This is a genomic window from Variovorax sp. 679 (assembly GCF_003952185.1).
GTDB lineage: Bacteria > Pseudomonadota > Gammaproteobacteria > Burkholderiales > Burkholderiaceae_C > Variovorax.
Map to the genome: position 1 here is coordinate 116,594 of NZ_RXFS01000008.1, position 25,405 is coordinate 141,998.

Here is a 25,405-nt window from a genome sequence, read left to right on the forward strand (position 1 = left end):
TGTTCAGTTGCCGGCGGCATCGATGGCCGCCATCCATTGAGCGGCCGTGGCCTCGGGGTCTTCGGCCGCGACCAGTGCGCGCACCACGGCGACGGATCCGACGCCGGTGGCCAGCACCTCGGGCAGCCGCACGGCATCGATGCCGCCGATGCCGACCTGCGGATAGCCACGCAGCAGGCGTGCGTAGGCGCCGAGCCGGGCCACGCCCTGCGGCGCGGTCGCCATCTTCTTGAGTGTGGTCGGATACACCGCGCCCATGGCGATGTAGCTCGGACTCACCTTGTCGGCGCGGACCATCTCCGCATAGCCGTGCGTGCTGACGCCCAGGCGCAGGCCCGAGGCGCGCAGTTGCGCCAGTTCGTCGGGCGAGAGCGCGTCTAGGTCTTCCTGGCCGAGGTGGATGCCGTAGGCACCTGCCGCGATGGCAACCCGCCAGTGGTCATTGATGAAGAGCAGCGCGCCGGTGCCTTGCACCGCTTCGACTGCCGCCTGCACTTCGCGCTCGATGGCCGCCGCATCGGCCGACTTGAAGCGCAGTTGCACCGTCGGCACGCCGGCACGCGCCATGCGGCCGACCCATTGCGCATCAGGCAGCACGGCGTACAGGCCAAGCCGCCCGGGGCAGGGCGGAAAAGCGTCGTCGCGCGCGGCCGGAGGAAAGGGCCGCATGCCGAAGTCTTCGGGCGCGTCGGGCCACAGCGCCGCGTCGAAGCCGCTCAGACGCAATGTCTGTGCGTGCCATGCATGGGCGAGGCATTCGGCGTCGATCTCGATGAAGCCGAGCGCGGAGCACGCACGCTTGGCACCTCGGTACACCGGCTCGTCCGAAGAGAAGTTCGGCGCGCTCGGAGGCGCGGACGTGATGGCGCCGAAGCGCAGCCCGTGCACCGCGACGATGGCCTGCGCAATGGCGCCTGCGTCGAGTGCCGTGCTCATGATTCGTGGTGCCAGAAGGGCGTGCCAAGCACGGGAGTGCTGGGCTGCGCGGCGTCCTGCGCGGCCATGGCTCCGGCGCGGTGCGCGGTGCGGCCTGCCTGCACCGCGTCGGCGAATGCGCCGGCCATCGCGACAGGGTCTTGCGCCAGCGCGACGGCCGTGTTGAGCAGCACGCCGTCGTAGCCCCATTCCATCACCTGGCAGGCGTGCGACGGCAGTCCCAGGCCCGCATCCACCAGCATCGGTACCTTCAGCCGGTCGCGCAGCACCTGCAGCGCGTAAGGGTTGACCGGGCCACGGCCTGTGCCGATGGGCGCGGCCCAGGGCATCACCGCCTGGCAGCCGACGTCGACCAGCCGCTGGCACAACACGAGGTCCTCGGTGCAGTAGGGCAGCACCTTGAAGCCCTCGCGGATCAGCTGCGATGCTGCATCGACCAGGTTCAGCGTATCGGGCTGCAGCGTGTAGTCGTCGCCGATCAGCTCGAGCTTGATCCACGGCGTGTCGAACAGCTCGCGCGCCATCTGCGCGGTAGCGACCACCTCCTGCACGCTGTGGCAGCCGGCGGTGTTGGGCAGCACTGGCACGCCGAGTTTGCGAAGCAGCTCCCAGAAGCCGTTGCCGAGATCGCTGTTGCCCGAGCCCTGGCTGGCCGTCTGGCGGCGCAGCGAGGCGGTCAGCATCGCGGGCTTTGCGCGCTTGACGGCGGCTTCGAGCAGGTCGGGCGAAGGGTAGCGTGCGGTGCCCAGCAGCAGGCGGCTCTGGAAGGTTTCGCCGTAGAGCACCAGCGGGTCGTTCGTGGTCGTCATTTGTCTTGTCTCCTTCATTCAGCCGCCCGTCACGGGGCGGATCACTTCGATGCGGTCGTCGGGCTGCAGCGCGTGCGAGGCGTATGCCGAACGCGGCACGAACTCGCGGTTCACGGCCACTGCAAACGGCGGCGTCGCTTCCAGCGCGGCCAGCGCGTCGGTGAGCGTGGCGTGGTCGGGCAGCGCGAAGGGCTTGTCGTTGATCAGGATGTTCATCGTCATGTGTGGGCCGCCTCCAGGCCGAAGCTCTCGGCGAGCGCCGAATGGCCATGCGCGAGCAGCTCCATCGCGGCGTCGAGCATGGCGGGCGCGATCATGAAGCCGTGGCGGTACAGGCCGTTGACCTGCATCACGCGCGGCTGCGGTTGGCGAATGGAGGGAAGGTTGTCGGGCAGCGTGGGCCGGCATTGCGTCGCGATCTCGACGATGCGCGCCTCGGCGAAGCCGCTGTGCACCGCGTAGGCGGCGCTCAGCAGCTCCAGAGTGGAGCGCACGCTGGCCGGCGACATGTCGTCCGACTCGATCTCGGTCGCGCCGATCACGAACAGGTTGCCGGGCTTGGGGGCGATGTAGAGCGGATAGCGCGGATGCACGAGGCGGGTGGGGCGCTGCAGCGTGACCTCGGGCGCGTGCACGCGGATCACCTCGCCGCGCACGCCGCGCAGCGAGTTCCACTGGGGCCTGGCGCCGAGGCCGCGGCAGTCGATCACCCGGTCGGGCTGGCCGGCCGTGCCGGGCGCGAAGTCCGGAATGGCCCGTGGCGACTGCCAGTGCAGCGTGACGCGAGCATCCGCCTGCAGAGTTGCAAGAAGCGATGCAAGCAGTGCACGGTTGTCGAGCTGGCCTTCGCCCGGCAGGAACAAGCCCTGAGCGAAGCGCGTGCCGAGCGACGGCTCCAGCGCAGCGATGGCGGCACCGTCGATGGCCCGCATCGGCGGCAGCTCCGGCACCTGTTCGCCCGTGCGGGCGAGCACGCGCGCCAGGCGCGCGGCTTCGGTGCTGTCCTGCCGATGCCAGAGCACCAGCGTGCCTTCGCGCTGGAAGAACACCGGCTGCGCCAGCGAGGCCAGCAGCTCGGGCCAGCGCGACAACGCATGCTGGCCCATGCGCACGACCGACACCGGCGCCACGGCCGATTCGGCCAGCGGCGCAAGCATGGCCGCGGCCACGCGCGCCGCTGCGCCCTCGGCCTCGGGGCCCCCGGCCTCGAACACGTCGACCTTGCAGCCGGCCTGCGCGAGCGTCACCGCCATCAGCCGGCCCATGAGGCCCGCGCCAAGGATGGCGACCGAGTCGAAAGGAAGCCTCATGCCACGGCTCCTTCGCGTCGCCGATAATTTTCGGCATGACCCAAGAGCCCACCCAGCGCTACGCACGCGTGCTTTCCATCGCAGGTTCCGACAGCGGCGGCGGCGCCGGCATCCAGGCCGATCTCAAGACCTTCGCGGCCCTCGGCTGCTTCGGCATGACGGCCATCACCGCGCTCACCGCGCAGAACACGCTCGGCGTCTCGGGCATCCACGGCGTGCCTCCGGACTTCCTCAAGGCCCAGATCCAGGCCGTGGTGGAAGACATCGGCGTCGACGCCGTCAAGCTCGGCATGCTGCATGCACCCGAGGTGGTCGAGGTGGTGGCCTGGGCCATCGACCGCTACCAGCTGAAGAACGTGGTGCTCGACCCGGTGATGGTCGCCACCAGCGGCGACCGCCTGATCGCGGCCGAGACGGTGCAGGTGCTGGTGCGCGAACTGTTTCCGCGCGCCGTGGTCGTCACGCCGAATCTCGACGAGGCTGCGTTGCTGGTCGGCCATGGCATCGAAGGCATCGAAGCGCTCGATGGCGCTGCCGACGAGCTGCTTGCGCTCGGCGCGAAGGCCGTGCTGCTCAAGGGCGGTCATCTGCCTGGGAACGATGTGGTCGATGTGCTGCTGCAATCCGGTGGCGAGCGCAGGCGCCTGGCTTCCGCGCGTATCGAAAGCCGCAACTTGCACGGCACCGGCTGCACGCTGTCGTCCGCCATTGCCGCGCACCTTGCGCTGGGTACGACGCTGCCCGAAGCAGTCGAACGGGCGCGTGCCTACATCCTTGGCGCGATGGCCGCCGGTGCGGACGTGAAGATCGGCGCGGGTCATGGCCCCCTCAACCACGGCTTTGCGCCAGTGCCGACGCACCGTGTTCCGCTGAAGGCCGGCTGAGCCACGCGAGCACGAAGGTCGCGGCCAGCGTCGGCAGCGCGGAGCCGAACTGCGGTGCCCACTTCGCCAGCGCGTGGTAGGCCGCGATGCCCGCGATCCAGATCAGCGCCGCGCCGAAGTCGATCTTTCGGCGCGAGCCTGCCGGCGACACCGCTTCGCCGCTGCCTAACCGGCCGATGATCACGCCGTAAAGCGGCACGAACACCGAACTCAGCAACAGCAGGAAGGGCTCAAGCGTGTGCATCGGCAGCACCAGCGCCAGAGCGATGCACAGCGCGGCCAGCAGCAGACCCCAGCGCTTCACGCTCCAGCGCGGCAGCAGGCTGTGCGTGGAGACCGAGCCCGAGTAGACGTCGCCGTATGCGTTGTCGAGTTCGTCGATCAGGATCAGGCCAAGTGCCACCAACCCGCCCTGGGCCAGCAGCAACGCGGTGACGAGGCCCGTGCCCGGCTCGGCCACGCTCACCACCATCACGCCCAGCGCATAGCACCAGATGTTCGCCAGCGCATAGCCGATCCAGGTGCCGCCGAACGCACCGCCGAGGCCACCCGCGCTGCGCTTGCCGTGCCGCGCGTAGTCGGCCACCAGCGGCAGCCATGACACAGGCATCGCGATCACCAGGTCGAGCGCGCCGAACATGCCCATCGAACCATCGCCAGGACGGGCCCAGAAGGCATCCAGCCCCTTGACCTGCAGCTGTGTCGCGAACTGCCACGTGAGCCAGAGCAGCGACAGCACCACCAGCGGCAGGCCGAAGCGGCTGACGAAGCGCCGCACCAGCTTGACCATGGAGCCTGCGAGCAGCGCCAGCAGCACGGCGCCCCACAGCAGCGTGGTCAGCACACCGCCCCAGAAGGAGCCCAGTGCCGAGCCCACGACCGACTGGCCGATGGCTTGCGTGCCTTCGCGCATCACGACGAGTTCGAATGTGGTCCAGCCCACCAGCTGCACGATGTTGAGCAGCACTGGCAGCCGCGCGAAAGCGCTGCCGTAGGTTGCGTGCATGAGCCCGGCGCTCGCCAGGCCGCTCTGGCAGCCCAGCCGCGCGGTCCAGGCCAGCAGGCCGGCGCCGATGCACGAGCCGAGCACGATGGCAATCGCCGCATCGCGCGTGCCCACCGCCGGCGCCAGGTAGGCGCCGATCTGCATCACCAGCAGGCCCACGCCAAGGCTGAACCAGAGCGAGGCATGGTCGTGCCAGCCGAAAACGCGTTGGGAGGCGGGCAGCGGCGTCAGCGCCTCGTTCGAGACGGTCGCGGCGTTGCTGCCGTCGTTGTAGTTGTCGTGTGCCATCCGTTTGCTCCAGTGCAAAAGGTTTGGCAGGTGGGCGGGGCCCGAGCGACACAGCCGTCACGCGAGAGAACGTGAGCGGCCACCGGACCAGCTTCCCTGCGCGAGGATTACCTCAATCAGGTTCAAAGGGACTTTCTCAGCCGGACGGCAAGCCGCCCAGCACCCCTAGCAAGTGCGCCCGGGGAACCCGTGGCGCGGGCGCAAGTTTATCCGCTGCCGGGAAGCCGCGACGGCAGGCGTGCCTTTGTGAGGCAGGGAAAACCCGGGGTCGAACTCAAGCCGGGAGAGAATCGGCGAAGCAAGAAGAACGACCAACAGAAGAACAGGGAGCGCGCGGAGGATGCGCGAAGAGGACAGGAAAGTGGAGAGGAACTTGCATGGGAGATGAAGATTTCAAGGGCCCCCGGCTGCGCCGTTTCAGGGTCGACGTAGGCACCATCATCTGCGCCGTCGCGCTGGTGCAGTCGCTGTTGCTGGTGGCCTTCGGCTACTGGGCGGCCGAGAAGCTGGTGTCCAGGGTGGGGACGACAGCGCACAAGATCAATCACGACAGGGTCGAGGACAACGTGCTCGCATTCCTGGCGAAGACCGAGGGCGTCATTCGCGCGATAGCCGATTCGCCCAGCGTGCATGCGACCGGCGAGGACGGCGAGCAGACCGCCGAGATGCTCTGGACCATGCTCGAGCAAACGCCCGAGCTCGACAGCATCAACGTGGCCACCGACGACGGCCATGTGCTGATGGCCGTGCGCTACCCGGTCCCGGCCATCCGGCAGGTGCTGCGCGGACCGGATTTCAGCACCGAGACCTGGCAATACAAGAGCTCGCCCGACCTCGACGGCGGCGACGCGAGGCAGCGCTTCGCGACGACGGCCATCTCGGCCTACCGCAGCGACTTCGATCCCGAGAAGCGCACCTGGTACCGCGAGGCCGTGGAAGCGAAGGGACCGGTGTGGACCGAACCCTTCCTGATGAGCGACGCGAAGGAACTCGCCATCGGCCATGCACGGCCTTCCGGGCGCGTCGACGACGAAGGCCACAGGCGCGGGCTCGTGGTCGACGGCAACGTGTCGCTGGGACACCTGTCGAAGCTCGTGCACATCTTCGGAGAGCTGGGCAGCGGCGAGAGCGCCTTGCTGAGTTCCGACCACCACGTGATCGCACGCAGCGACCACCCCGAGCCGGTGCGCGAACTGGAATCGCCCGACACCGGCGTGCTCGGTGCCATTCACGCGCACATGCTTGCGGCCAGCACGGCGGGTGGGGTCGACGACCTGGCTTTCTCCATCGAGCACGAAGGGCTCCGCTACCTGGTGCAGACCTCGCACATTCCACACACCCGGTGGCAACTCGTGAGCTGGGAGCCCGAAGAAATGCTGCTCGGCGGCCTGCAGCGCTCGGTGCTGTGGTCATTGCTGCTGACGGTCAGCTTTCTCGGGCTGGCGCTGTTCATCTCGCTGCGGCTGTCGAAGCTGGTGACCGGGCCGATCGAGAACCTCTCGCTCGTTGCGCGCCGCATCGGGCGGCTGGAGCTCGACAACCTGCCGCTGGTGCCGAGCCGGGTACTGGAGGTCCAGCACCTCAACCAGGCGCTGGACGAGTCCGCGCGCAGCCTCAAGGCCTTCAGCAAGTTCGTGCCGGTGGACATCATCCGGCAGCTCATCGCCGAAGGGCATGCGCTGGGGCCAAGCGGCTCGCCGCGCCGCATCACCGCGATGTTCACCGACGTGGAGGGCTTCACCAGCATTTCCGAATCGATGCCGGCCGACTTGCTGGTGAGGCAGCTGACCGAATACTTCAACCTCGCTGCGAGCATCTTCGCGCGGCATGGCGGCGTGATCGACAAGTTCATGGGCGACGGCATCATGGTGCTGTGGGGTGCTCCCACCGACCTGGAAGACCCGGAATACCGGGCCTGCACGGCTGCACTCGAACTGCACGCCGGGATGAATGCGCTCAACGACAAGTGGCGCAGCGAGGGCCTGCCCGAGTTCCGCACGCGCGTCGGCATCCACACCGGTCATGTGATCGCCGGTGTGCTCGGGTCGAGCGACCGGCTCTCCTACACCGCCATCGGCGACGCGATCAACGCGGCGAGCCGCATCGAGGGTGCCAACAAGGAGCTGGGCACGCGCACGCTGATCTCGGAGGCCACCTTCGAAGGGTTGGGCGGGCGGCTTGCCACGCGCCGCATCGAGGAGCTCGCGGAACTGCGCGGCCGGCAGACGCGCATGGCGCTGTACGAGCTGCTGGGGCCTACGCCGCCCTGACCCTGCGCGCGAAGGCTTCCAGCCCGTCGATGGTGATCTGGATGTGCCGCTCGAAGCTGCTGTCGAGCGGCACCGTCGTGCCGTTGTCCCAGCGCAGGATGAAGGCCTTGTTGGCCAGCTGTGCCAGGTTGCGCGTGAGCACCGGGTGGTCGAGCGGGCGAATGGTGTGCACGCGCTCGCGAAGCTCCTCGGCCCAGGCCCGGGTGTTGTCGGCGGGCAGAGGGGAGAACTCCATCGTCAGGAAGCCCAGCATCGCGGCGACCACGCAGTTGTAGGCCTCCAGCAGCGGTTCGCCCTCGAAGCCGGCTTCGGTCAGCGCCGCCAGTACGCCCTCGACCAGTTCGATCGGCAGGCTGCCGTTCGACACGAGCTGCGCGCCCAGCAGCTGTGCCACGTTCGGGTGGCGCCGCACCGCGGCTCGGCAACGGCGGAACAGCTCGGCGATCCAGGCTTGCCAGGTGAGCTTGCCGGGCGGTGGAGCGACTTCGGCCATGACGGTGGCGGCCACCTCCGCCAGCAGCGCCTCGCGCGTGCTCATGTGCCAGTGCACCGTGGCCGGATACACGTCGAGCCGGGCCGCCACCTCGCGCATGCTGAAGGCGCCGAGGCCGAATTCGTCGATCTGCGCCAGCGCCTCCTCGGCGATGCGCTGCTTCGTCAGGGCGCCGCCGCCGGCGGGGCGGCCGGCCGTACGTGGCTTGGGAGGCGATTTCTTCGTCATGGTTGCAGCCATTGTGCTGCAGTCGGGTTGACGGTATAAACAATATTAATTGAGCATTGATCAATTAAATGCGCTGCAAGCGACGGGCGCGCAACCACCCGAAGGACATCCGCCATGACCCATGCCGCCATCGACCAGGCCCTTGCCGGAGCGCATCAGCGCTTCACCGAGAACAATCCGGCCAGCCTTCGACAGTTCGAGGAACAGGCGCGCTACATGCCCGGCGCGAACAGCCGCTCGGTGCTGTTCTATGCGCCGTTTCCGCTGACCATCGCCAAGGGAGAGGGGGCCGCGCTGTGGGACGCCGACGGCCACCGCTATGCCGACTTCATCGCCGAGTACACGGCCGGCGTCTACGGTCATTCGGCGCCGGAGATCCGCGAGGCCGTCATCGGCGCGATGCAGGGCGGCATCAACCTCACCGGGCACAACCTGCTCGAAGGCCGGCTTGCCAGGCTCATCTGCGAGCGCTTTCCGCAGATCGAGCAGCTGCGCTTCACCAATTCGGGCACCGAGGCGAACCTGATGGCGCTGACGGCGGCGCTGCACTTCACGGGACGTCGCAAGCTCGTCGTGTTCTCGGGCGGCTACCACGGCGGCGTGCTGGGCTTCGGCGCGAAACCGCTTCCGACGACCGTGCCCTTCGATTTCCTCGTGCTGCCCTACAACGACGCGCAAACGGCGCGCGAGCAGATCGAAAAGCACGGCCCCGAGATCGCCGCCGTGCTGGCCGAGCCGATGCAGGGCGCGAGCGGTTGCATTCCGGGGCGCCTCGACTTTCTGCAGGCATTGCGCGAATCGGCCACGCGCGTCGGCGCGTTGCTGGTCTTCGACGAGGTGATGACCTCGCGCCTGGCGCCGCAAGGGCTGGCGAACAAGCTGGGCATTCGCTCGGACCTGACCACGCTCGGCAAGTACATCGGCGGCGGCATGTCCTTCGGCGCCTTCGGCGGGCGCGCCGACGTGATGGCGTTGTTCGACCCGCGCACCGGGCCGCTGGCCCACTCGGGCACCTTCAACAACAACGTACTGACGATGGCGGCCGGCCATGCCGGGCTCACGAAGCTCTTCACGCCAGAGGCGGCCGGTGCGCTGGCCGCACGGGGCGATGCGATGCGGCAGCGGCTGAACGCGCTGTGCGCCGGGGAGGGCGTTGCGATGCAGTTCACCGGCGTGGGCTCCTTGATGAACGCGCACTTCGTGGCCGGAGAGGTGCGCAGCACCGATGACCTGGCGCCGGTCGACGCCCGCCTGCGCCAGCTGCTGTTCTTCCATCTGCTGAGCGAGGGCATCTACACCTCGCCGCGTGGCTTCGTCGTGCTGTCGCTGCCGCTGACGGATGCGGACATCGACCGCTACGTTGCCGCCGTCGGCAGCTTCATCGGCGAATACCGGGCATTGCTGCCCTGCGCGAACTAGCGGGAGCCGGCAACGCCCAGCAGCTCGTGCAGGCGCGTGCTGGTGGTCGTGTACTGCAGCGGCACGGCCTTGCCCGGGAACACGATGGCCGTGGCGCCCCATGCGGCCAGCGTGGCCTCGTGGAAGCCGCAGACGATGAGCTTCTTCTTGCCCGGATAGGTGTTGATGTCGCCCACCGCGAACACACCGCGTTCGCGGGTTTCGTACTTCTCGGTGTCGACCGGCACCTGCTTGCGCTCCAGCTCCAGGCCCCAGTCGGCGATGGGGCCCAGGCGCGGGGAGATGCCGAGGCAGGCGACCAGCGCGTCGAGCGGCAGGTCGACGGTGGTCGCGTCGGGCGTGGTTATCTGCAATTGCTTGCCATCGAAGGCGGTGGGCTGGCCGACCCTGAATGCCAGCTTGCCCTCTGTCACGAGCGCCCGCATGGCGGCGACCGTGGCTTCATCGGCCTGGAAGCCGTCGCGCCGGTGCACCAGCGTGACCTGCTTCGCGGCGGCCGTGAGCGCGATGGAGGTTTCCAGCGCGATGTCATCGCCGCCGTTGACCACCACCGTCTGGCCCGCAAAGCGGTCCAGCGAATCGGGGTGATAGAAGAGCGAGCTGCCCTCGAATTGCGCGATGCCCTCGACGGCGATGCGCTTGGGCACGAAGGCCCCGACGCCGGCCGCGATGAACACCGTCTTCGCGAGGAACGCCTTGCCTGCCGACGTGGTCAGCAGCAGCCGCCCATCGGCCTCGCGCGCCAGCGTCGCAACCTGCTCGCCGAAATGGAACTGCGGCTTGAACGGCGCCACCTGCTGCAGCAGCGATTGCGCCAGGTCGCGCCCGCTGGTCACCGGCGTGCCGGGAATGTCGTAGATCGGCTTGTCGCCATACAGCGCCACGCACTGGCCGCCGGCGGCGGGCAGCGCATCGACGATCTGGCAGGAGATTTCGAGCAGGCCCAGCTGGAAGGCCTGGAACAGCCCCACGGGGCCGGCACCGACGATCAGCGCATCGGTCTCGATGGGAGCGGCGATGGCGGCCGGCTGGTTCAGCGCACCAGCTCCCCGATCTTGTCCGTCTTGTCCTTCCACTCCTCGGCGTCGGGCAGGGCGGGCTTGCGCTTGGTGATGCTCTTCCAGCCGTCGGCCAGGGCCAGCTCGGCGTTGATCTTGATGAAGGCGATCTGGTTCGCGGGAAGGTCTTCCTCGGCGTAGATCGCGTTGACCGGGCACTCGGGAATGCAGACCGCGCAGTCGATGCATTCGTCCGGGTCGATCACCAGCATGTTGGGACCTTCGCGGAAGCAGTCGACGGGGCAAACGTCCACGCAGTCGGTGTATTTGCAGCGGATGCAGGCTTCGGAGACGACGTGGGTCATTTGTCTTTTAACGTCAGTGATGTCGGGGGAAACCCCAGATTTTAGGCCTTTGCGGCGGAGGGTTGCACGAGCACGGCTGCGGCGGTCTTGTGGGAGGCCGTATCGACCAGCACAAGGGAGCCCAGCGCACGCGATTGCGTGAAGGGCAGCACGGCCAGCGGCTGCTGCAGCGCCAGCACCACGTCGCCGATGGCATTGGCTTCCAACTGCGTCGCCGGCTCCGATTCGAGCGTCGTGATGTTCACGCGATCGACGATGCGCGCCACCTTGGCCTTCACCCAGCGGTGGCCTTGCAGCGCCCAGTACACGCGGTCCGCGACCAGAGGCTCGTCGTCGAGCCAGGCCACGGTGGCGGTGATCTCGCGCACCGGCTCGAAGGCGCCGGGCGCCAGCAGCCAGTCGCCGCGCGACACGTCGACCTCGCGGTCGAGCACGATGCCGGCGCTGTGGCCTGCGTGCACCGCCTTCGGCTGGCGCGTGTGGCTCAGCACCTGGGCGACCGTGGCGGTCTGGTTGCTCGGCAGCACGGTCACGCGCTGGCCGGGTTCCACGTGGCCCGAGGCGACACGGCCCCAGAACACGCGGCGGCCCTGCGAGGTGTCGGCGGAAGACGAGAACTTCTCGACCCATTGCACCGGGAAGGCGAAGGGCACGGCCTCGTCCTGCGCAGTCACGGGCAGGTCTTCGAGCAATTCGAGCAGGCTCGGGCCCTCGTAGCCGACCCAATCGGCATGGCGCGTGGCCACGTTCCAGCCCTTGAGAGCGGAAATCGGCACGATGCCCGCGACCTTCACGCCGGCCGCTTCGGCAAAGGCGTTCAGCGCGGCCGAGATGCGTTCGAAGGCCAGTCCGGCATCGCTGATGGCATCGAGCTTGTTCACCGCGAACACGATCGACTGCACGCGCAGCAGATGGCACAGCAGCGAATGGCGGCGCGTCTGCGGCAGCAGCTCGCGCTTGACCACGGTGCCGTCTTCCACTTCGGCGGCCCAGGCCAGCTTGGTCGCGTCGACCAGCACCACGGCGGCGTCGGCGGCCGAGGCGGCGGTGACCATGTTGCGCGTGTACTGCTCATGGCCCGGCGCGTCGCCGATGATGAACTTGCGCTTGGCGGTCGAGAAGTAGCGGTAGGCCACGTCGATGGTGATGCCTTGCTCGCGCTCGGCCGAAAGGCCATCGGTCAGCAGCGCGAGGTCGGTCTCGCCGCCGCGCTGCACGCCGGCCAGCTGGTCCTGCAGCACGGTCTTGCTGTCGACCAGCAAACGGCCGATGAGCGTGCTCTTGCCGTCGTCGACCGAGCCGCAGGTGATGAAGCGCAGGGCGGTGCCGGTGTCGCCGTGGACGTCGGCGGGCGAGGCGTTGGAAATTACGGCAGCGTTCATTGAGTGGTTCTCCAATTCGTGGAACACCGCGGAACCGGCCTTGCCGGGCCGCTGGTGTTGCCCCCTTCGAGGGGGTGGGCGTAGCGACACGAAGTGCGCGAAGCCTGGGGGTGGGTCAGAAATACCCGTCTTTCTTTCGCTTTTCCATCGAAGCTTCGGACGTCATGTCGTCCATGCGGGTCGCTCCGCGCTCGCTCACGTCGACCGACAGCGTCTCGAGCACCACGTCGCTCGCGTCGGCTGCCAGGCTTTCCACCGGGCATGTGGTCGTGATGTCGCCCACGGTGCGGAAGCGCACGTCGCGCACCTGCACGGTCTCGCCGTCGCGCGGCGGGGTGAGTTCGGTCACCGGCACGAGCAGGCCGCGGCGCTCCACCACTTCGCGCTTGTGCGTGTAGTAGATCGAGGGCAGGCCGACTTCCTCGCGGGCGATGTATTGCCACACGTCGAGCTCGGTCCAGTTCGAAATGGGGAACACGCGGAAGTGTTCGCCCGGGGCGAGGCGGGTGTTGAACAGCGTCCACAGCTCGGGGCGCTGGTCCTTGGGCTGCCACTGGCCGAAGCTGTCGCGGTGCGAAAAGATGCGCTCCTTGGCGCGCGCCTTTTCCTCGTCGCGGCGGGCGCCGCCGATCAGCGCGTCGAAGCGGAATTCCTCGATTGCTTCGAGCAGCGTCACCGACTGGTGCGCGTTGCGCGATTCGCCCGGGTGGGCCAGGCGCACGGTGCCGCGCTTCATCGAGTCTTCGACGCTGCGAACGATCAGCTCCGCGCCCAGTTCCTTCGCGCGCTGGTCACGGTAGGCGGTCACTTCGGGGAAGTTGTGGCCCGTGTCGATCATCAGCAGCGGATAGGGAATGCGGCCGACGCCGAAAGCCTTCTCCGCGCACTTCAGCAGCACCAGCGAGTCTTTGCCGCCCGAGAACAGCAGGGTGGGGCGCTCGAAGGCGGCCGCGACTTCGCGCAGGATGAAGATGGTTTCTTCTTCCAGCGCATCGAGGTGCGTGTTGGACAGGTGCGCCGGCGGCAGCAGCAGTTCGGTTTCGGTACGGGCGTTCATCGGGTGTGTGCTGGATGCGGAGGATCGGTGGGGCGTCGGGTCTCAGTGCGACAGGTGCAGTCCGCACTCGCGGTTGTCTTCGCCCTTGGTCGGGTCCACGTAGTCGAAGTTGTTGGGCAGGCCGTGCTTCTCGCAGTACTCGTAGAGGTCCTTGGACGACCAGTGCAGCAGCGGTGCGACCTTGATGAGGCCGTCGGGGTTCACGCTGACCGGGTCCATCTGCGCGCGCACGGCCGTGTCGGTGGCCCGCAGTGCGGTGAACCAGACCTTGGGCGCCGTCTCGCGCAGTGCGCGGGCGAAGGGCTCCAGCTTTACTTCTTCCGTGAAGGCTGCGTGGCGCGGATCGTCGAGCGCCGGCGTCGGGCCATCGACGGCTTCACGATGCGCGCGCGAGCGGCGCGGCAGGTAGATGTGCAGGTCCAGGCCCAGCTGCTTCGTTACCTCATCGGCGAAGCGGTAGGTGGCTTCGGTGTTGTAGCCGTTGTCCATCCACACCACCGGCACGTCGCGCTTCACGCGGGTGACCATGTGCAGGATGACGGCCTCGAAGGGCCGGAAGTTGGTGGTGACGATCGCAGGCTGGCCCAGGCCGAGCGCCCAGTCCACCAGGCCTTCCGAGTTGCGGCCGAGTTCGGCGTTGATGCGTTCGAGGTCGATGCTCATGTCCGGTGCTTCCACGCGTCTCAGTTGCCGGCCGCGAAGTGCGGAGCGGTCTTCACCGCATCGCCCTGGTAGAAGGCGGCGAAGCGGTCGAACTGGCGCTGCGCGTCGGAGGCGTCCACGCCCTCCTTGAGCACGGCGCTGGAGAAGCCGGTGCGTTCCATCTGCACCAGCTGGTCGATCAGCACGTCGCCCGTGGCGCGGATGTCACCGGTGAAGCCGAGGCGGCGGCGCAGCAGGAAGGCCTGGCTGTAGGCGCGGCCATCGGTGAACTTCGGAAAGTTCAGGTCGATGCGCTCGATGTCTTCCAGGCACACCTCGATGGCGAGCGGGTCGGCATCGTTGGCCAGCTGCAGCACCTTCGGGTCGCCGTCGTCGATGTGATCTTCGGCGGCAAGAATGTTCAAAGTCTTTTTCATGCTGCTTCCTCCACCTTGAAACGCGCACCGTTGGCGGCGGCCTTGAACGGATCGGGGCCCACGCGGCGCAGCGTGTCGATGAAGTTCTCGCCGCTTTCGCGGGTGTCGCGGTAGGCGGTCAGCACGGCCTCGATCACGCCGGGCACTTCTGCCGCCGAGAACGAGGGGCCGACCACCTTGCCGGCTTGCGGCGCGCCGCTGAGCGCGGAGCCGTCGGAGCCGCCGAGCGTGACCTGGTACCACTCCTTGCCGTCCTTGTCGACGCCCAGGATGCCGATGTGGCCGCTGTGATGGTGGCCGCACGAATTGATGCAGCCGCTGATGTGCAGGTCGATCTCGCCCAGGTCGTCGAGTTCGTCGAGGTCTTGATAACGCTCGGTGATGGCTTCGGCGATGGGAATGGAGCGCGCATTGGCCAGCGCGCAGAAGTCGCCGCCGGGGCAGGCGATCATGTCCGTCAGCAGGTGCACGTTGGCGCTGGCGAAGCCGGCGGCGCGGGCGGCGAGCCACAGCGCGTGCAGGTCTTCGGCATGCACCCAGGGCAGCACCACGTTCTGGTCGTGCGTCACGCGGGCTTCGCCGGCCGAGAAGCGGTCGGCCAGTTCGGCGAGCGTGTCGAGCTGGTCGGCCGATGCGTCGCCGGGCGCCTGCTTCAGGCGCTTGAACGACAGCGTCACGGCACGCAGCGCGGGGTTCTTGTGCGGGGCCACGTTGCGCGCGAGCCAGCGGGCGAACTGCACGTCGTCGGCGGCGTGGGCGCGCAGCTCTGCGTCGGTCTTCTCGGCGCTCTGCAGCACGCGGGTGGCGAGCGTCGGCGGCACGAAGGAGGCGGCCACGCGGTCGTACTCTTCCTGCGTGATGGTGTGCGGCCCGCCGTCGTGCTCGAGGATCTGCTTGTACTCGGCCTCGACGTCGTCGATGTAGCGCTGGCCTTCGGCCTTCACCAGGATCTTGATGCGCGCCTTGTAGATGTTGTCGCGGCGGCCATAGCGGTTGTAGACCCGGATCACCGCCTCGAGGTAATTCATGATCTGCTGCCACGGCAGGAACTCGCGCAGCACCGTGCCCACGATGGGCGTACGGCCCATGCCGCCGCCCACCTGCACGCGGAAGCCGATCTCGCCGGCTTCGTTCTTCACCACGTGCAGGCCCACGTCGTGCCAGCCGGTGGCTGCGCGGTCTTCGGTGGCGCCGGTGATGGCGATCTTGAACTTGCGCGGCAGGAACGCGAACTCGGGGTGCAGCGTGCTCCACTGGCGCATGATTTCCGCGAAGGGGCGCGGATCGGCGACTTCGTCGATGGCGATGCCCGCGCGCTCGTCGCTCGTGATGTTGCGGATGCAGTTGCCGCTGGTCTGGATGCCGTGCATGTCGACCGAGGCCAGCAGGTCCATCACGTCGGCCGACTTGGCCAGCGGAATCCAGTTGTACTGGACGTTCTGGCGCGTCGAAAAATGGGCGTAGTGGGTGGGCAGCTTGTGGCTGCCGAGCAGGCCCTGCGTCTCGATGGCCTTCTTGTAGACCTCGGCTTCGGGCTCGTCGTATTCACGCGCGATGCGCGCCAGCACGCGCAGCTGGCGGCTCGACAGTTCTCCGTAAGGCACGGCCACGCGCAGCATCGGTGCGTAGCGTTGTACATACCAGCCGTTTTGCAGGCGCAGGGGGCGGAACTCGTCTTCTGCGAGCTTGCCCTTCTGCCAGCGTTCGAGCTGGTCGCGGAACTGGGCAGCCCGCTGGTGGACGAACTGTTTGTCGAATTCTGTGTATTGATACATCGTGCGTGTGTCTTGAGGAAGTGCGGTGCCGCGCGTGGAACGGGGCACCCCAGCAAGAAGCGGCGATTCTGGTCGCGCGCCTTATGGAACCAAACTATTTTTTGGTTCGCGCTTTATGCGGATAAGCTTATTCGCCAGCATCCATGCGGGTTGCGGGACGGTTGGATGCTTATTCCGGATAAAGCGGAAAGCCGCCTCCGAGGCGGCAAATCCCGTGGAGATCCGGTAGCCGGCGGGCGGTCCGGCGGATGCTGTGCGGTCGGGGGCGTGCGCCCCGGCCGATCAATCCAGCGTGAGGTTGGCCTTTGCGGCCAGCGCCTGCCAGCGCTGCAGTTCCTGCGTCACGAAAGCCGTTGTCTGCTCCGCCGTGGCGGGGGCGGGCGTGACTCCCGCGGCCGCGTAGCCCGCCTGCACCTCGGGCTTCTGCAATGCCTGGGCGATGGCCGCGTTGAAGGCGCGCACGCGCTCGACGGGCACGCCCGCAGGCGCGGCCACCACGAACCATTGGTCCGCGTCGAAGCCGGGCAAACCGGCCTCGTGCAGCGTGGGCACGTCGGGCAGCACGGCCGAGCGCGCGGCGGTCGTCACGCCGTAGGCATGCAGCTTGCCCGCCTTGATGTGCGGCAGGACCGGCGTGATGCCCAGCATGCCCAGCGGCACCTGCCCGCCCACCACGTCCGTGACGGCCTGGCTGCCTCCCTTGTAGGGAACATGCACGATCTGCGTGCGTGCGATCTGGTTCATCAGCTCGCCGGCCAGGTGCTGGCTGGTCCCGTTGCCGGACGAGGCGAAGCTGAACGCCTTCGGGTCCTTGCCGGCGGCGGCGAGCAGCCCTGCCAGCGTGGGCGGCAGGGGCGTCGCCGTGGTGCCCACGAGCACCATAGGTCCCTTGGCCAGCGTCGCCACGCCGGTCAGCTCCTTGCCGATTCGGGGCACGGGCACGTTGGTCAGGATCGGCCCGGGAATGGTGATCACCGTCAATCCGTCCTGAGGCGCCCTCGCGGCCGCCTGCAGCGCGATGGCGCCGGCCGCGCCCGGCCGGTTGTCCACGACCACGCTCTGGCCGAGCGTCTGCTCGACATGCCGCGCGACAAGGCGCGTGAGGATGTCCACGCTGCCGCCGGGCGGCTGGCCGACCAGCCATGTGACGGGCCGGCCGGTACCTTGGGCAAGGAGCCGGGGCGAAACCGCGAGTGCCATGGCGCCGCCCAGGGCGGCCAATGCGTGGCGACGGGAAGCAGAGGGAGTGTTCATCGAGGGCTCCTTAACCGTCGAGCTGGCCGGGCGGCGTGTTGGGGTGCTGCACGAAGCTGTCCTGGAACGCCTTGACCAGCTTGAGCACAGGCCCCAGCACCCAGGTGTTGTAGACCAGCACGTCCGTCGTTTCCTTGGGGTCGCGGGTGGTGTTGAAGAGATAGGGCGACTCCAGCTTGCCCTTTCCTTCGTTGACCTCGGGCTCCCAGTAGAAGTGCAATTTCCAGTCGCGCCACTTCACTGCCCGCAGATCGCTCTTGATGTAGAACGGAAAGCCCTCGCGGGCCGACTTCTCGCGTTCTCCCAGGAAGAAGGGCAACTGGTCGATGCCATCGATGGGCCGGTCCTGCGGCACGATGGCGCCGGCCACGCCGGCCAGGGTCGTGAACAGGTCGGTCACGTGGACGATCTCGTTGCTCGCACGGCCCGCCTCGATGCGGCCCGGCCAGCGGGCGATGAACGGCACGCGCAGGCTGCCTTCCATCGCCGTGTGATAGGTGCCGCTCCAGGGGCCGGCGGTGCCGCGGTAGGGGGCACGGAACTCGGGCCCGTTGTCGCTGCAGAAGATCAGCAGCGTGTCGTCGGCCGCGCCCAGCTCGTCCAGTGCGCGCACCACCTGGCCGACGCGGTGGTCCATCTCCACCATCGAATCCGCGAAGTCGCCCGCGCCCGTGCGTCCGGCGAATTCGGGGTGCGGCAGCGTGGGGAAGTGCAGGTGCACCAGCGGCAGGTAGAGGAAGAAGGGCTTGCCGGCCGTGGTGTGGCGCCGCATGAAGTCGATGGACATGTCCACCAGGTCGGCATCGATGTGCCGCCGTGCCTCGAGGTCGTACACCTTCACGCCTTCCGAGGGCTCGCCGCTGCGGCCACGCATGATCCAGGGCAGGTCCACCACGGAGGGATCGAAGCCGACCGTCGAGGTGAACTGGCTCTCGTCCGTGGTGCGCGGAATGCCGTACCACTCGTCGAAGCCCCGGTCGGAAGGAAAGCGCCCGGGCACGTCGCCCAGGTGCCACTTGCCGTAGTGCGCGGTGGCATAGCCCTGCGCCGACAGCAGCTGGGCCAGGGTGATCTCGTTTCGCGTCAGCCCCTGCGGAAGGCCCGGCGGCACCGATTGCAGGCAGCCGGTGCGAATCGGATGGCGTCCGCTCATCAGTGCCGAGCGGGTCGGCACGCAGTCGCTCTCCACATTGAAGTTCTGCAGCAGCAGGCCCTGCTTCGCGAGCTTGTCGATGTTCGGCGTGGGCGCGCCTCGCAGCGCGCCTCCGCCGTAGCAGCCCAGCTCACCCCAGCCGAGGTTGTCGGCAACGATGAGGACGATGTTGGGTGTGGAGGAGGGCGTCGGCATGGCGTTCGATCGAGGGGTTGGCGTGTGGGGAATCTAAGTGCCGGTGCCGCCGGATCCCATTCCTGAACATTGCCGAAGTCATAAACTGCAGGAATGTCCCTGTCGATGCGCGATATCCAGTACTTCCTTGCGGTCGCCAAGTCGGGCCTGCTCTCGGCCGCTGCCGACGAGCAGGGCGTGACCCAGCCCGCGCTGACCAAGGCCGTGCGCCGGGTGGAGGCCGAGTTCGGCTTGCAGCTGTTCGAGCGCAGCGCGCGCGGCATGGTGCTGACGTCGGCCGGGCTGAGGGTTGCCGAGCAGGCGCGCCGGCTGCAGGCCGACTACGCGGACACGGTGCAGCTGGCCAACGAGATGCGGGCGCAGCAGTCGGGGCTGCTGCGCGTGGGCGTGACCGACACCACGTCCGGCAACCGCGTCGCGGCAGCGCTGGGCTCCCTGCTTTCCAGGCGACCGGGGCTGCGGGTGCGCCTGAGCGTGGACCGTTCGGACACCCTTGCCACCCTGGTGCGCCAGGGCGAACTGGATCTTGCGCTGGTGCCCGCCTACGAAGGCCAGCCGCTCGATGCCGAGCGAACCAAGGTCGACAACGACCCGATGCTGCCCCTGGTTCGCTTCGGCCATCCGCTGACGCAGCGCGCCCGCGTGGCTCTGGCCGATGTCACCGCGTACGGATGGATCTCGGGCCCGGCAAGCTCGGCCGCCTTCAAGGCGCTCACCGACATCTTCGCCCGCCACAACCTGCCCGCGCCGCGGGTGGTGATGGAGGTGCCGTTCGCGTCCGAGCTCAATCTCTCGGTGCTGGCGGCGACCGATCTGGTCACGCTGGTGCCGCGCTCCTTCATGCGGCATGCCGATGACAGCCGCTTCGCCGTGCTGCCGGTGCCGGCATTGCGCGTGCCCCGCGCCGTGGTGCTGCTGTCGCGCCCGGGCTCCGGCTGGTCGCCGCTGATGGAGGCGCTGCGCGACAAGCTTCTGGCCCTGAAGGCCGCGCCGGCCTGAGTTCCCCGGGGCCGGCCGCGCCTCAGCGCAGCATGGTGGACATCGCCGAGCAGCAGTTGAGCATGCGCACGGCCGCTTCCACCGTGCGGGCGGTGAAGCGCAGGGTGACGCCGTCCACGCGCTCGAAGTCGGGCCACTGGCAGAACAGGTCGGCCAGGGCGGAGGTCTGGGCGCGCAGCGTCACGGTCTGCGGGCCTTCGAAGACGAGCGGCCTGGCCTTCGCGCGCGCCGCCAGCGCTTCTTCCACGCCGGCGCGGATGGCCCGGCGCGACTGCTCGGGCGACAGCGAAATGCCGCTGGTGCAGCCCGTGGCCTTCTTGGTCTCGACGAAGGTCGCGTGCGGGAAGAGCGCCCGGTTCTCGGCGATGAACACGTCGTCGCCGCTGGCCATTACCACGGGCACGCCGTACTCGCCGGCCAGTGCGCCGTAGAGCCCGGCCTCGCCCAGCTCCTGCCCGCCGAGCGAGATGCCTGCGAAGGCGAAGCTGTTGATCGTGTGCGCCAGGATGCCGCGCCCCTGCGCGCGCGAGTGGTAGCCGACCATGCAGACGGCGTCCACGCCTTCCTCCACGCCCGCCACCATGCTCAGGTAGCGCGGCTTGCCCTGTATCACGCGGGCGCGGGCGTCGAGCACGTCGGCGAGCATGTTGCGGAAGCCGCCGTGCGAGTCGTTCACCAGCACCTCGGTGGCGCCCGCGTCGAAGGCGCCCGCGATGGCTGCGTTGGCTTCGTGCGTCATCAGCAGCCGCGCGCGCTCGTATTCGGGGTTGCCCGCGCGCACCTGCTCGGATTGATAGACGCCGGCGACGCCTTCGATGTCGGTGGAGATCAGGACTTTCATGCGAGGCCTCAGGCGTGGCGGTTGGAAGAAGAGAAAAGGGTGGAGGCGGGCAGCAGCTCGCCCAGCGCGGCACGGTGGTTGCCGTCGCGCCCGGTGACGGGCGTCGCGCGCCAAAGCGCATGGATGATCGCCTGCTCGGTGCTGTCGGCCGCGGCCTGGAACAGGCCATCGAGCAGCCCGTCGTGCAGCATCGCCACCGCGGGCATCGGCCGGGCCACGTCGCCGGGCACGGTGTAGGCGGTGGAGAAGGCCAGAACGATGTCGCCGCTGCCGTGTCCGAAGACCGAGCCCGTGCGGGCCAGTCCGGCTCCGGCGCGCAGCGCGAGGCGGCGCAGCTGGCGCGCGTCGAGCGGGGCGTCGGTGGCCACCACGATGATGATCGAGCCCTTCTCGGCCTCGTTCACCGCCGGGAGGCTGCGCTCGGCCTGCAGAGCGCCGAGCCGTTCGCCCACCGCATGCCCGGCCAGCAGCAGCTGCGGCTGGCGCCCGTAGTTCGCCAGCACCAGCGCGCCCACCGTGTGCAGGCCGCCCGTGCCGGTGTTCTTGCTGCCGCCCAGGCCGCCGCTGGTGCCGTCGTTGCGCGCTGACACCCGCCGCGAGGCACTGCCGATGCCGCCCTTGAGCTGGAAGCTCGACATGCCGCGTCCCGCGCCGACCGAGCCCTGCGCGAAGTCGACTCCGGCATCGGCCAGCGCCTGCAGGTAGTCGGCCTCGCTCACGGCCATGCGCTGGATGTCGTTGAGGAAACCGTCGTTGCACTCGAACACCAGCGGGTTCACCGTAGGCAGCGTGCGTCCGGTCTCGGGGTTGTCGGCCACGCAGCGGCGGATCTGCGCCGCCGCCACCGTACCGACCGAGAAGGTGTTGGTCAGCGCGATGGGCGTCTCGAGCACGCCGAGCTCTTCGACCTGCAGCAGGCCGACGCTCTTGCCGAAGCCGTTGAGCACCACGGCGGCGGCGGGCACCTTGTCGCGAAAGAGGTCGCCCGCATGGGGTCGGACGACGGTCACGCCGGTCTGCACGGGCCCGTCGGCCAGCGTGCAGTGGCCCACTGTGACGCCCTCGACGTCGGTGATGGCGTTGCGTTCGCCCTGGAGCAGGCTGCCGATGAAGGGGAACTGGGCTTGCTGCTTGCTGGAAGACATGAAGAAGGAGAACCGGAATTACTGGCGGTCGATTTTCGGGTCGAGCGCGTCGCGGAGTGCATCGCCCAGCAGGTTGAAGGCGAGCACGGTGAAGAAGATGGCCAGGCTGGGGAACAGCGCCACGTGCGGCGAGGTCACCATGTCGGCGCGGGCTTCGCTGAGCATCGCGCCCCATTCGGGCGTCGGCGGCTGCGCACCCATGCCCAGGAACGAAAGACTGGCCGCCGTGATGATCGAGGTGCCCACGCGCATCGAGAAATACACCACGATCGAGGAGATGGTGCCCGGCAGGATGTGCCGCACGATGATGGTCCAGTCCGAGGCGCCGATGCTGCGCTCGGCCTCGATGTAGGTCTGCTGCTTCAGCACTAGCGTGTTGCCCCGCACGAGCCGCGCGAAGGCGGGCACGCTGAACACCGACACGGCCACCACCACGTTGGTCATGCTGCTGCCCAGGATGGCCACCACGCCCAGCGCCAGCAGGATGCCGGGGAAGGCGAAGAGCACGTCCGAGATGCGCATCACGATGCGGTCCCACCAGCCCTCGTAGTAGCCCGCCAGAAGGCCGAATGCCGTGCCGACGATGCCGCCCAGCACCACCGACAGGAAGCCGGCCATCAGCGAGATGCGCGCGCCCATCAGGATGCGGCTGAAGATGTCGCGGCCCAGCGGGTCGACGCCGAACCAGTGCGTGGCCGAGGGGCCGGTGTTCAGCATGTCGTAGTCGAAGAAGTTCTCCGGATCGAAGGGCACGATCCACGGCGCGAACACCGCGATGAACACCAGCAGCAGCACGAAGAGCGCCGCGACGATGCCCACGGGCTGCTTCTTGAAGCGGCGCCAGCATTCGCCCCAGGGCGTGCGGACCTTGCCGGCGGTTTGAACGGCGACGACCGGTGCGGTCGGAATGAGGGTTTCGGCAGGCACGCCGGAAGCTTGCGTCATGGCTGCTTGCTCACTTGTAGCGGATGGTGGGGTTGATGTAGCCGTACAGCACATCCACCACCAGGTTGATCAGAATGAATTCGAGCGAGAACAGCAGCACCAGCGTCTGGATGACTGGGTAGTCGCGCATCTGCACGGCGTCGACCAGCAGGCGGCCGAGGCCCGGCCAGTTGAACACCGCTTCCACAAGAATCGAGCCGCCCAGCAGGAAGCCGAACTGCAGGCCCATCATGGTGACCACCGGGATCAGCGCGTTGCGCAGCGTGTGCTTGAACACCACGCCGGATTCGCGCACGCCCTTGGCGCGCGCGGTGCGCACGAAGTCTTCCTGGATCACCTCGACGAAAGAGGCCCGCGTGAAGCGCGCCATCACGGCCGCCACGGCCGCGCCCAGCGTGATCGAGGGCAGGATGTAGTGCTTCCAGCTGCTGGCGCCCACCGTGGGAAGCCATCCGAGCTGGACCGAGAAGATCTGCATCAGCAGCATGCCGAGTGCAAATGCGGGGAAAGAGATGCCGGACACCGCGAGCGTCATGCCCAGCCGGTCGGGCCATTTGTTGCGGTACACGGCAGAGACGATGCCGATGCCCATGCCGAAGATCACCGCCCACACCATGCTGGTGATGGTCAGCATCACCGTCGGGAAGAAGCGCTCGCCGATCTCGGTCGCCACCGGCCGCCGCGTGCGGATGGAGGTGCCGAAGTCGCCCTGCAGCATGTGGGTGAAGAAGTTCACGAACTGCTGCGGCAGCGGCTTGTCGAGCCCGAGCTCCGCGCGGACCATGGCCACGGTCTGCTCGTCGGCATCCTGGCCGGCGGCAAGTCGCGCCGGATCGCCGGGCAGCATGTGGACGAACAGGAACACCAGCACCGCCACGATGAGCAGCGTGGGGATCAGGCCCAACAGTCGTTTGAGGAAGTAATTCAGCATGGGGTGCGGTTGCCGCGAACGGGCGATGGCGGCATGCCATCGCCCGTCGGGCAGTCAGTCAGGAAACGAGAAACCGGGGATCAGTTCGACGTCGAGATGGCGTCGATGTTGATGTTGCCGTCGGGCATCACGAACACGCCCGAGAGACGCTTGGCGTGCGCCGACAGGTTCTGCTCGGTGATCATCGGCACGCGCGGCAGGTCCTTGCGGATCTCTTCCTGCGCGGTCTTGTAGAGCGCTGCGCGCTCCTTCTCGTCCGTGGTCACCAGCGCCTTGGCCAGCGAGCTGTCGACCACCTCGCTCTTGTAGAACGACATGTTGTTCAGCTTGGGAGCCCAGGCTTCCGAGGCGAACAGCGGGCGCAGGCCCCAGTCGGCTTCACCGGTCGACGACGACCAGCCGGTGTAGTACATGCGGACCTTGGCCGTCTTCGGATCGGGCCATGCATCCACCTGCTCGGTGCGCTGGCCCACTTCGAGCGCCTGCACCTGCAGCTTGATGCCGATCTGCGCGAGCTGCTGCTGCACGAACTGGATCGTCTTCTGGCTGGTCGTGTTGTTGTAGGCGCTCCACAGCACCGACTCGAAACCGTCGGGGTAGCCGGCTTCCTTCATCAGCTCCTTGGCCTTCTTCAGGTCATAGGGGATGGGAGCCATCTTCTCGGCGTACTTCACGCCCTGGGGCAGCACGCCCTGCGCGGGGAAGGCATAGCCGCCGAAGGCGACCTTGGCCAGCGCTTCCTTGTTGATGGCGTAGCCGATGGCCTCGCGCACCTTCGGGTTGTCGTAGGGCTTCTGCAGCATGTTGAATGCCAGGAAGCGCGTGATGATCGAGGGAGTGGCCACCACTTCGAGCTTGTCGCTCTTCTTCAGCAGCTCGGCCTGCTCGTAGGGAATGGGGAACGCGAAGTCGGCTTCGCCGGTCTGCAGCATCGCGGCGCGCGTGTTGTTCTCGAGCACCGGCTTCCACGACACGGTGTCGACCTTCGGGTAGCCCTTCTTCCAGTAGCCGTCGAACTTCTTGGCCTTGACGGCTTCGGTCTGCTTCCACTCGACGAATTCGAAGGGGCCCGTGCCCACGGGGTGGAAGGCGATGTCCTTGTTGCCCCACTTCTTCAGCGCGGTGGGCGAGATCATCGCGGCCGAGGCGTGGGCCAGCGAGTTGATGAAGGGGCCGAAGGGCTCCTTCAGCGTGATGCGCACGGTCGTCGGGTTCACCACGTCGACCTTGCTCACGCGGTTGAACTGGTTGTAGCGCAGCAGCTTGTTGTCCTGGTTCAGCACGCGGTCGAGCGTGAACTTCACGGCGTCGGCATTGAAGTCGGTGCCGTCGTGGAACTTCACGCCGGTGCGCAGCTTGATGGTGTAGACCAGGCCGTCCTTCGACACGTCGAAGCTCTCGGCGAGCACGTTCTGCACCTTCAGGTCCTTGTCGAACTGGAAGAGGCCTTCATAGAAGGTCTTCGTCACCGCGGTGGTGATGGTGGTGTTGGTGTTGTACGGGTCCAGCGTTTCCGGCTGGTAGCCGATCGACAGCACCACGTCTTTCGCGGCCAGTGCCGTGCCCGAAGCGGCCAGCGCGGCCAGGCCCAGCAGCGCGGATGCCCAGCGCAGGGAGGAAGAAGATTGCTTCATGGAAGAACT

General features: G+C 67.9%; 24 protein-coding genes and 1 riboswitch. Of the genes, 4 read left to right on the forward strand and 20 right to left on the reverse strand.

Annotated features, from left to right (window positions below; translation table 11 throughout):
* Positions 1-3 precede the first annotated feature (3 nt).
* From thiE to EJO71_RS21460, 4 genes are read right to left on the reverse strand one after another with little or no spacing between them, the layout of a single operon-like run.
* Positions 4-936 carry a thiamine phosphate synthase gene (thiE, locus tag EJO71_RS21445; protein WP_125950689.1) on the reverse strand — a complete coding sequence of 311 codons (933 nt, stop codon included), beginning with the start codon at positions 934-936 and terminating at the stop codon, positions 4-6.
* Positions 933-1,745, reverse strand: a complete 813-nt coding sequence (locus tag EJO71_RS21450) for a thiazole synthase (protein ID WP_125950690.1) — start codon at positions 1,743-1,745, stop codon at positions 933-935. Before EJO71_RS21450 ends, thiE begins: the two co-directional genes overlap by 4 nt.
* An 18-nt stretch (positions 1,746-1,763) precedes the next feature.
* The gene (gene thiS, locus EJO71_RS21455) at positions 1,764-1,967 is read right to left on the reverse strand and encodes a sulfur carrier protein ThiS (protein ID WP_125950691.1); all 204 of its coding nucleotides are present in this window, start codon (positions 1,965-1,967) and stop codon (positions 1,764-1,766) included.
* Positions 1,964-3,055, reverse strand: coding sequence for an FAD-dependent oxidoreductase (locus EJO71_RS21460; RefSeq protein ID WP_125950692.1), 1,092 nt, complete (start codon positions 3,053-3,055; stop codon positions 1,964-1,966). Before EJO71_RS21460 ends, thiS begins: the two co-directional genes overlap by 4 nt.
* Before the next feature lie 35 nt (positions 3,056-3,090).
* Here EJO71_RS21460 and thiD point away from each other — a divergent pair, with 35 nt between their 5' ends.
* A complete protein-coding gene (gene thiD, locus EJO71_RS21465) occupies positions 3,091-3,939 on the forward strand; it encodes a bifunctional hydroxymethylpyrimidine kinase/phosphomethylpyrimidine kinase (RefSeq protein ID WP_125950693.1) in 849 nt (282 codons plus the stop codon).
* Here thiD and EJO71_RS21470 read toward each other — a convergent pair.
* Positions 3,884-5,233 (reverse strand): cytosine permease, encoded by a 1,350-nt coding sequence (locus EJO71_RS21470; protein WP_125950694.1) that lies wholly within the window; start codon positions 5,231-5,233, stop codon positions 3,884-3,886. The genes thiD and EJO71_RS21470 overlap by 56 nt on opposite strands.
* A 76-nt stretch (positions 5,234-5,309) precedes the next feature.
* Positions 5,310-5,410: riboswitch (TPP riboswitch) on the reverse strand.
* Positions 5,411-5,610: 200 nt separating this feature from the next.
* Between EJO71_RS21470 and EJO71_RS21475 the strand changes: the two genes are divergently transcribed.
* Complete coding sequence (locus EJO71_RS21475) at positions 5,611-7,503, forward strand: adenylate/guanylate cyclase domain-containing protein (RefSeq protein ID WP_125950695.1); 1,893 nt, start codon at positions 5,611-5,613, stop codon at positions 7,501-7,503.
* On the opposite strand, the gene EJO71_RS21480 is transcribed toward EJO71_RS21475, so the two are convergent.
* Positions 7,490-8,224 carry a TetR/AcrR family transcriptional regulator gene (locus tag EJO71_RS21480; protein ID WP_125950696.1) on the reverse strand — a complete coding sequence of 245 codons (735 nt, stop codon included), beginning with the start codon at positions 8,222-8,224 and terminating at the stop codon, positions 7,490-7,492. The two genes, EJO71_RS21475 and EJO71_RS21480, sit on opposite strands and share 14 nt — an antisense overlap.
* Positions 8,225-8,338: 114 nt before the next feature.
* Here EJO71_RS21480 and EJO71_RS21485 point away from each other — a divergent pair, with 114 nt between their 5' ends.
* Positions 8,339-9,643: an aminotransferase class III-fold pyridoxal phosphate-dependent enzyme gene (locus EJO71_RS21485; RefSeq protein ID WP_125950697.1), complete on the forward strand. Its 1,305-nt coding sequence runs from the start codon at positions 8,339-8,341 to the stop codon at positions 9,641-9,643.
* Here the strand turns inward: EJO71_RS21485 and EJO71_RS21490 are convergent.
* The 9 genes from EJO71_RS21490 to EJO71_RS21535 all read right to left on the reverse strand — a co-directional run bounded on the left by EJO71_RS21490 (position 9,640) and on the right by EJO71_RS21535 (position 18,901).
* Positions 9,640-10,719: an NAD(P)/FAD-dependent oxidoreductase gene (locus EJO71_RS21490; protein ID WP_125950698.1), complete on the reverse strand. Its 1,080-nt coding sequence runs from the start codon at positions 10,717-10,719 to the stop codon at positions 9,640-9,642. The genes EJO71_RS21485 and EJO71_RS21490 overlap by 4 nt on opposite strands.
* A complete protein-coding gene (gene fdxA / locus EJO71_RS21495; protein WP_056599092.1) occupies positions 10,677-11,006 on the reverse strand; it encodes a ferredoxin FdxA in 330 nt (109 codons plus the stop codon). Before fdxA ends, EJO71_RS21490 begins: the two co-directional genes overlap by 43 nt.
* Positions 11,007-11,047: 41 nt before the next feature.
* The gene (locus EJO71_RS21500; protein ID WP_125950699.1) at positions 11,048-12,388 is read right to left on the reverse strand and encodes a GTP-binding protein; all 1,341 of its coding nucleotides are present in this window, start codon (positions 12,386-12,388) and stop codon (positions 11,048-11,050) included.
* A 115-nt stretch (positions 12,389-12,503) separates the two neighbouring features.
* On the reverse strand, positions 12,504-13,445 hold the full coding sequence (cysD, locus tag EJO71_RS21510) for a sulfate adenylyltransferase subunit CysD (RefSeq protein WP_125950700.1): 942 nt from the start codon (positions 13,443-13,445) through the stop codon (positions 12,504-12,506).
* A gap of 42 nt (positions 13,446-13,487) precedes the next feature.
* The gene (locus tag EJO71_RS21515) at positions 13,488-14,108 is read right to left on the reverse strand and encodes a phosphoadenosine phosphosulfate reductase family protein (protein WP_125950701.1); all 621 of its coding nucleotides are present in this window, start codon (positions 14,106-14,108) and stop codon (positions 13,488-13,490) included.
* 20 nt (positions 14,109-14,128) lie between these two features.
* The gene (locus EJO71_RS21520) at positions 14,129-14,524 is read right to left on the reverse strand and encodes a DUF934 domain-containing protein (RefSeq protein ID WP_125950702.1); all 396 of its coding nucleotides are present in this window, start codon (positions 14,522-14,524) and stop codon (positions 14,129-14,131) included.
* The gene (locus EJO71_RS21525; protein WP_125950703.1) at positions 14,521-16,299 is read right to left on the reverse strand and encodes a nitrite/sulfite reductase; all 1,779 of its coding nucleotides are present in this window, start codon (positions 16,297-16,299) and stop codon (positions 14,521-14,523) included. The genes EJO71_RS21520 and EJO71_RS21525 overlap by 4 nt, the downstream gene beginning before the upstream one ends.
* Before the next feature lie 282 nt (positions 16,300-16,581).
* The gene (locus EJO71_RS21530; RefSeq protein ID WP_125950704.1) at positions 16,582-17,553 is read right to left on the reverse strand and encodes a tripartite tricarboxylate transporter substrate-binding protein; all 972 of its coding nucleotides are present in this window, start codon (positions 17,551-17,553) and stop codon (positions 16,582-16,584) included.
* A gap of 10 nt (positions 17,554-17,563) precedes the next feature.
* A complete protein-coding gene (locus tag EJO71_RS21535) occupies positions 17,564-18,901 on the reverse strand; it encodes an arylsulfatase (protein WP_125950705.1) in 1,338 nt (445 codons plus the stop codon).
* Between the two features lie 105 nt (positions 18,902-19,006).
* On the opposite strand from EJO71_RS21535, the gene EJO71_RS21540 reads away from it, so the two are divergent.
* A complete protein-coding gene (locus tag EJO71_RS21540; protein WP_240651471.1) occupies positions 19,007-19,900 on the forward strand; it encodes a LysR family transcriptional regulator in 894 nt (297 codons plus the stop codon).
* 22 nt (positions 19,901-19,922) lie between these two features.
* Here EJO71_RS21540 and EJO71_RS21545 read toward each other — a convergent pair whose 3' ends face one another.
* From EJO71_RS21545 to gsiB, 5 genes are all read right to left on the reverse strand, one after another.
* Positions 19,923-20,741: a M55 family metallopeptidase gene (locus EJO71_RS21545; RefSeq protein ID WP_125950707.1), complete on the reverse strand. Its 819-nt coding sequence runs from the start codon at positions 20,739-20,741 to the stop codon at positions 19,923-19,925.
* Positions 20,742-20,749: 8 nt separating this feature from the next.
* Positions 20,750-21,886: a P1 family peptidase gene (locus EJO71_RS21550; protein WP_125950708.1), complete on the reverse strand. Its 1,137-nt coding sequence runs from the start codon at positions 21,884-21,886 to the stop codon at positions 20,750-20,752.
* A gap of 18 nt (positions 21,887-21,904) precedes the next feature.
* Positions 21,905-22,831 (reverse strand): glutathione ABC transporter permease GsiD, encoded by a 927-nt coding sequence (gene gsiD / locus EJO71_RS21555; protein WP_125950709.1) that lies wholly within the window; start codon positions 22,829-22,831, stop codon positions 21,905-21,907.
* Positions 22,832-22,841: 10 nt separating this feature from the next.
* A complete protein-coding gene (gsiC, locus tag EJO71_RS21560) occupies positions 22,842-23,762 on the reverse strand; it encodes a glutathione ABC transporter permease GsiC (protein WP_125950710.1) in 921 nt (306 codons plus the stop codon).
* Positions 23,763-23,842: 80 nt separating this feature from the next.
* Positions 23,843-25,396: a glutathione ABC transporter substrate-binding protein GsiB gene (gene gsiB / locus EJO71_RS21565; protein ID WP_125950711.1), complete on the reverse strand. Its 1,554-nt coding sequence runs from the start codon at positions 25,394-25,396 to the stop codon at positions 23,843-23,845.
* Positions 25,397-25,405 lie beyond the last annotated feature (9 nt).

Coding starts and splice junctions, on each gene's coding strand:
- thiE (WP_125950689.1), bottom strand. CDS start 936: ATGAGCACGGCACTCGACGCAGGCGCCATTGCGCAGGCCATCGTCGCG.
- EJO71_RS21450 (WP_125950690.1), bottom strand. CDS start 1,745: ATGACGACCACGAACGACCCGCTGGTGCTCTACGGCGAAACCTTCCAG.
- thiS (WP_125950691.1), bottom strand. CDS start 1,967: ATGACGATGAACATCCTGATCAACGACAAGCCCTTCGCGCTGCCCGAC.
- EJO71_RS21460 (WP_125950692.1), bottom strand. CDS start 3,055: ATGAGGCTTCCTTTCGACTCGGTCGCCATCCTTGGCGCGGGCCTCATG.
- thiD (WP_125950693.1), top strand. CDS start 3,091: ATGACCCAAGAGCCCACCCAGCGCTACGCACGCGTGCTTTCCATCGCA.
- EJO71_RS21470 (WP_125950694.1), bottom strand. CDS start 5,233: ATGGCACACGACAACTACAACGACGGCAGCAACGCCGCGACCGTCTCG.
- EJO71_RS21475 (WP_125950695.1), top strand. CDS start 5,611: ATGGGAGATGAAGATTTCAAGGGCCCCCGGCTGCGCCGTTTCAGGGTC.
- EJO71_RS21480 (WP_125950696.1), bottom strand. CDS start 8,224: ATGACGAAGAAATCGCCTCCCAAGCCACGTACGGCCGGCCGCCCCGCC.
- EJO71_RS21485 (WP_125950697.1), top strand. CDS start 8,339: ATGACCCATGCCGCCATCGACCAGGCCCTTGCCGGAGCGCATCAGCGC.
- fdxA (WP_056599092.1), bottom strand. CDS start 11,006: ATGACCCACGTCGTCTCCGAAGCCTGCATCCGCTGCAAATACACCGAC.
- EJO71_RS21500 (WP_125950699.1), bottom strand. CDS start 12,388: ATGAACGCTGCCGTAATTTCCAACGCCTCGCCCGCCGACGTCCACGGC.
- cysD (WP_125950700.1), bottom strand. CDS start 13,445: ATGAACGCCCGTACCGAAACCGAACTGCTGCTGCCGCCGGCGCACCTG.
- EJO71_RS21515 (WP_125950701.1), bottom strand. CDS start 14,108: ATGAGCATCGACCTCGAACGCATCAACGCCGAACTCGGCCGCAACTCG.
- EJO71_RS21520 (WP_125950702.1), bottom strand. CDS start 14,524: ATGAAAAAGACTTTGAACATTCTTGCCGCCGAAGATCACATCGACGAC.
- EJO71_RS21525 (WP_125950703.1), bottom strand. CDS start 16,299: ATGTATCAATACACAGAATTCGACAAACAGTTCGTCCACCAGCGGGCT.
- EJO71_RS21530 (WP_125950704.1), bottom strand. CDS start 17,553: ATGAACACTCCCTCTGCTTCCCGTCGCCACGCATTGGCCGCCCTGGGC.
- EJO71_RS21535 (WP_125950705.1), bottom strand. CDS start 18,901: ATGCCGACGCCCTCCTCCACACCCAACATCGTCCTCATCGTTGCCGAC.
- EJO71_RS21540 (WP_240651471.1), top strand. CDS start 19,007: ATGCGCGATATCCAGTACTTCCTTGCGGTCGCCAAGTCGGGCCTGCTC.
- EJO71_RS21545 (WP_125950707.1), bottom strand. CDS start 20,741: ATGAAAGTCCTGATCTCCACCGACATCGAAGGCGTCGCCGGCGTCTAT.
- EJO71_RS21550 (WP_125950708.1), bottom strand. CDS start 21,886: ATGTCTTCCAGCAAGCAGCAAGCCCAGTTCCCCTTCATCGGCAGCCTG.
- gsiD (WP_125950709.1), bottom strand. CDS start 22,831: ATGACGCAAGCTTCCGGCGTGCCTGCCGAAACCCTCATTCCGACCGCA.
- gsiC (WP_125950710.1), bottom strand. CDS start 23,762: ATGCTGAATTACTTCCTCAAACGACTGTTGGGCCTGATCCCCACGCTG.
- gsiB (WP_125950711.1), bottom strand. CDS start 25,396: ATGAAGCAATCTTCTTCCTCCCTGCGCTGGGCATCCGCGCTGCTGGGC.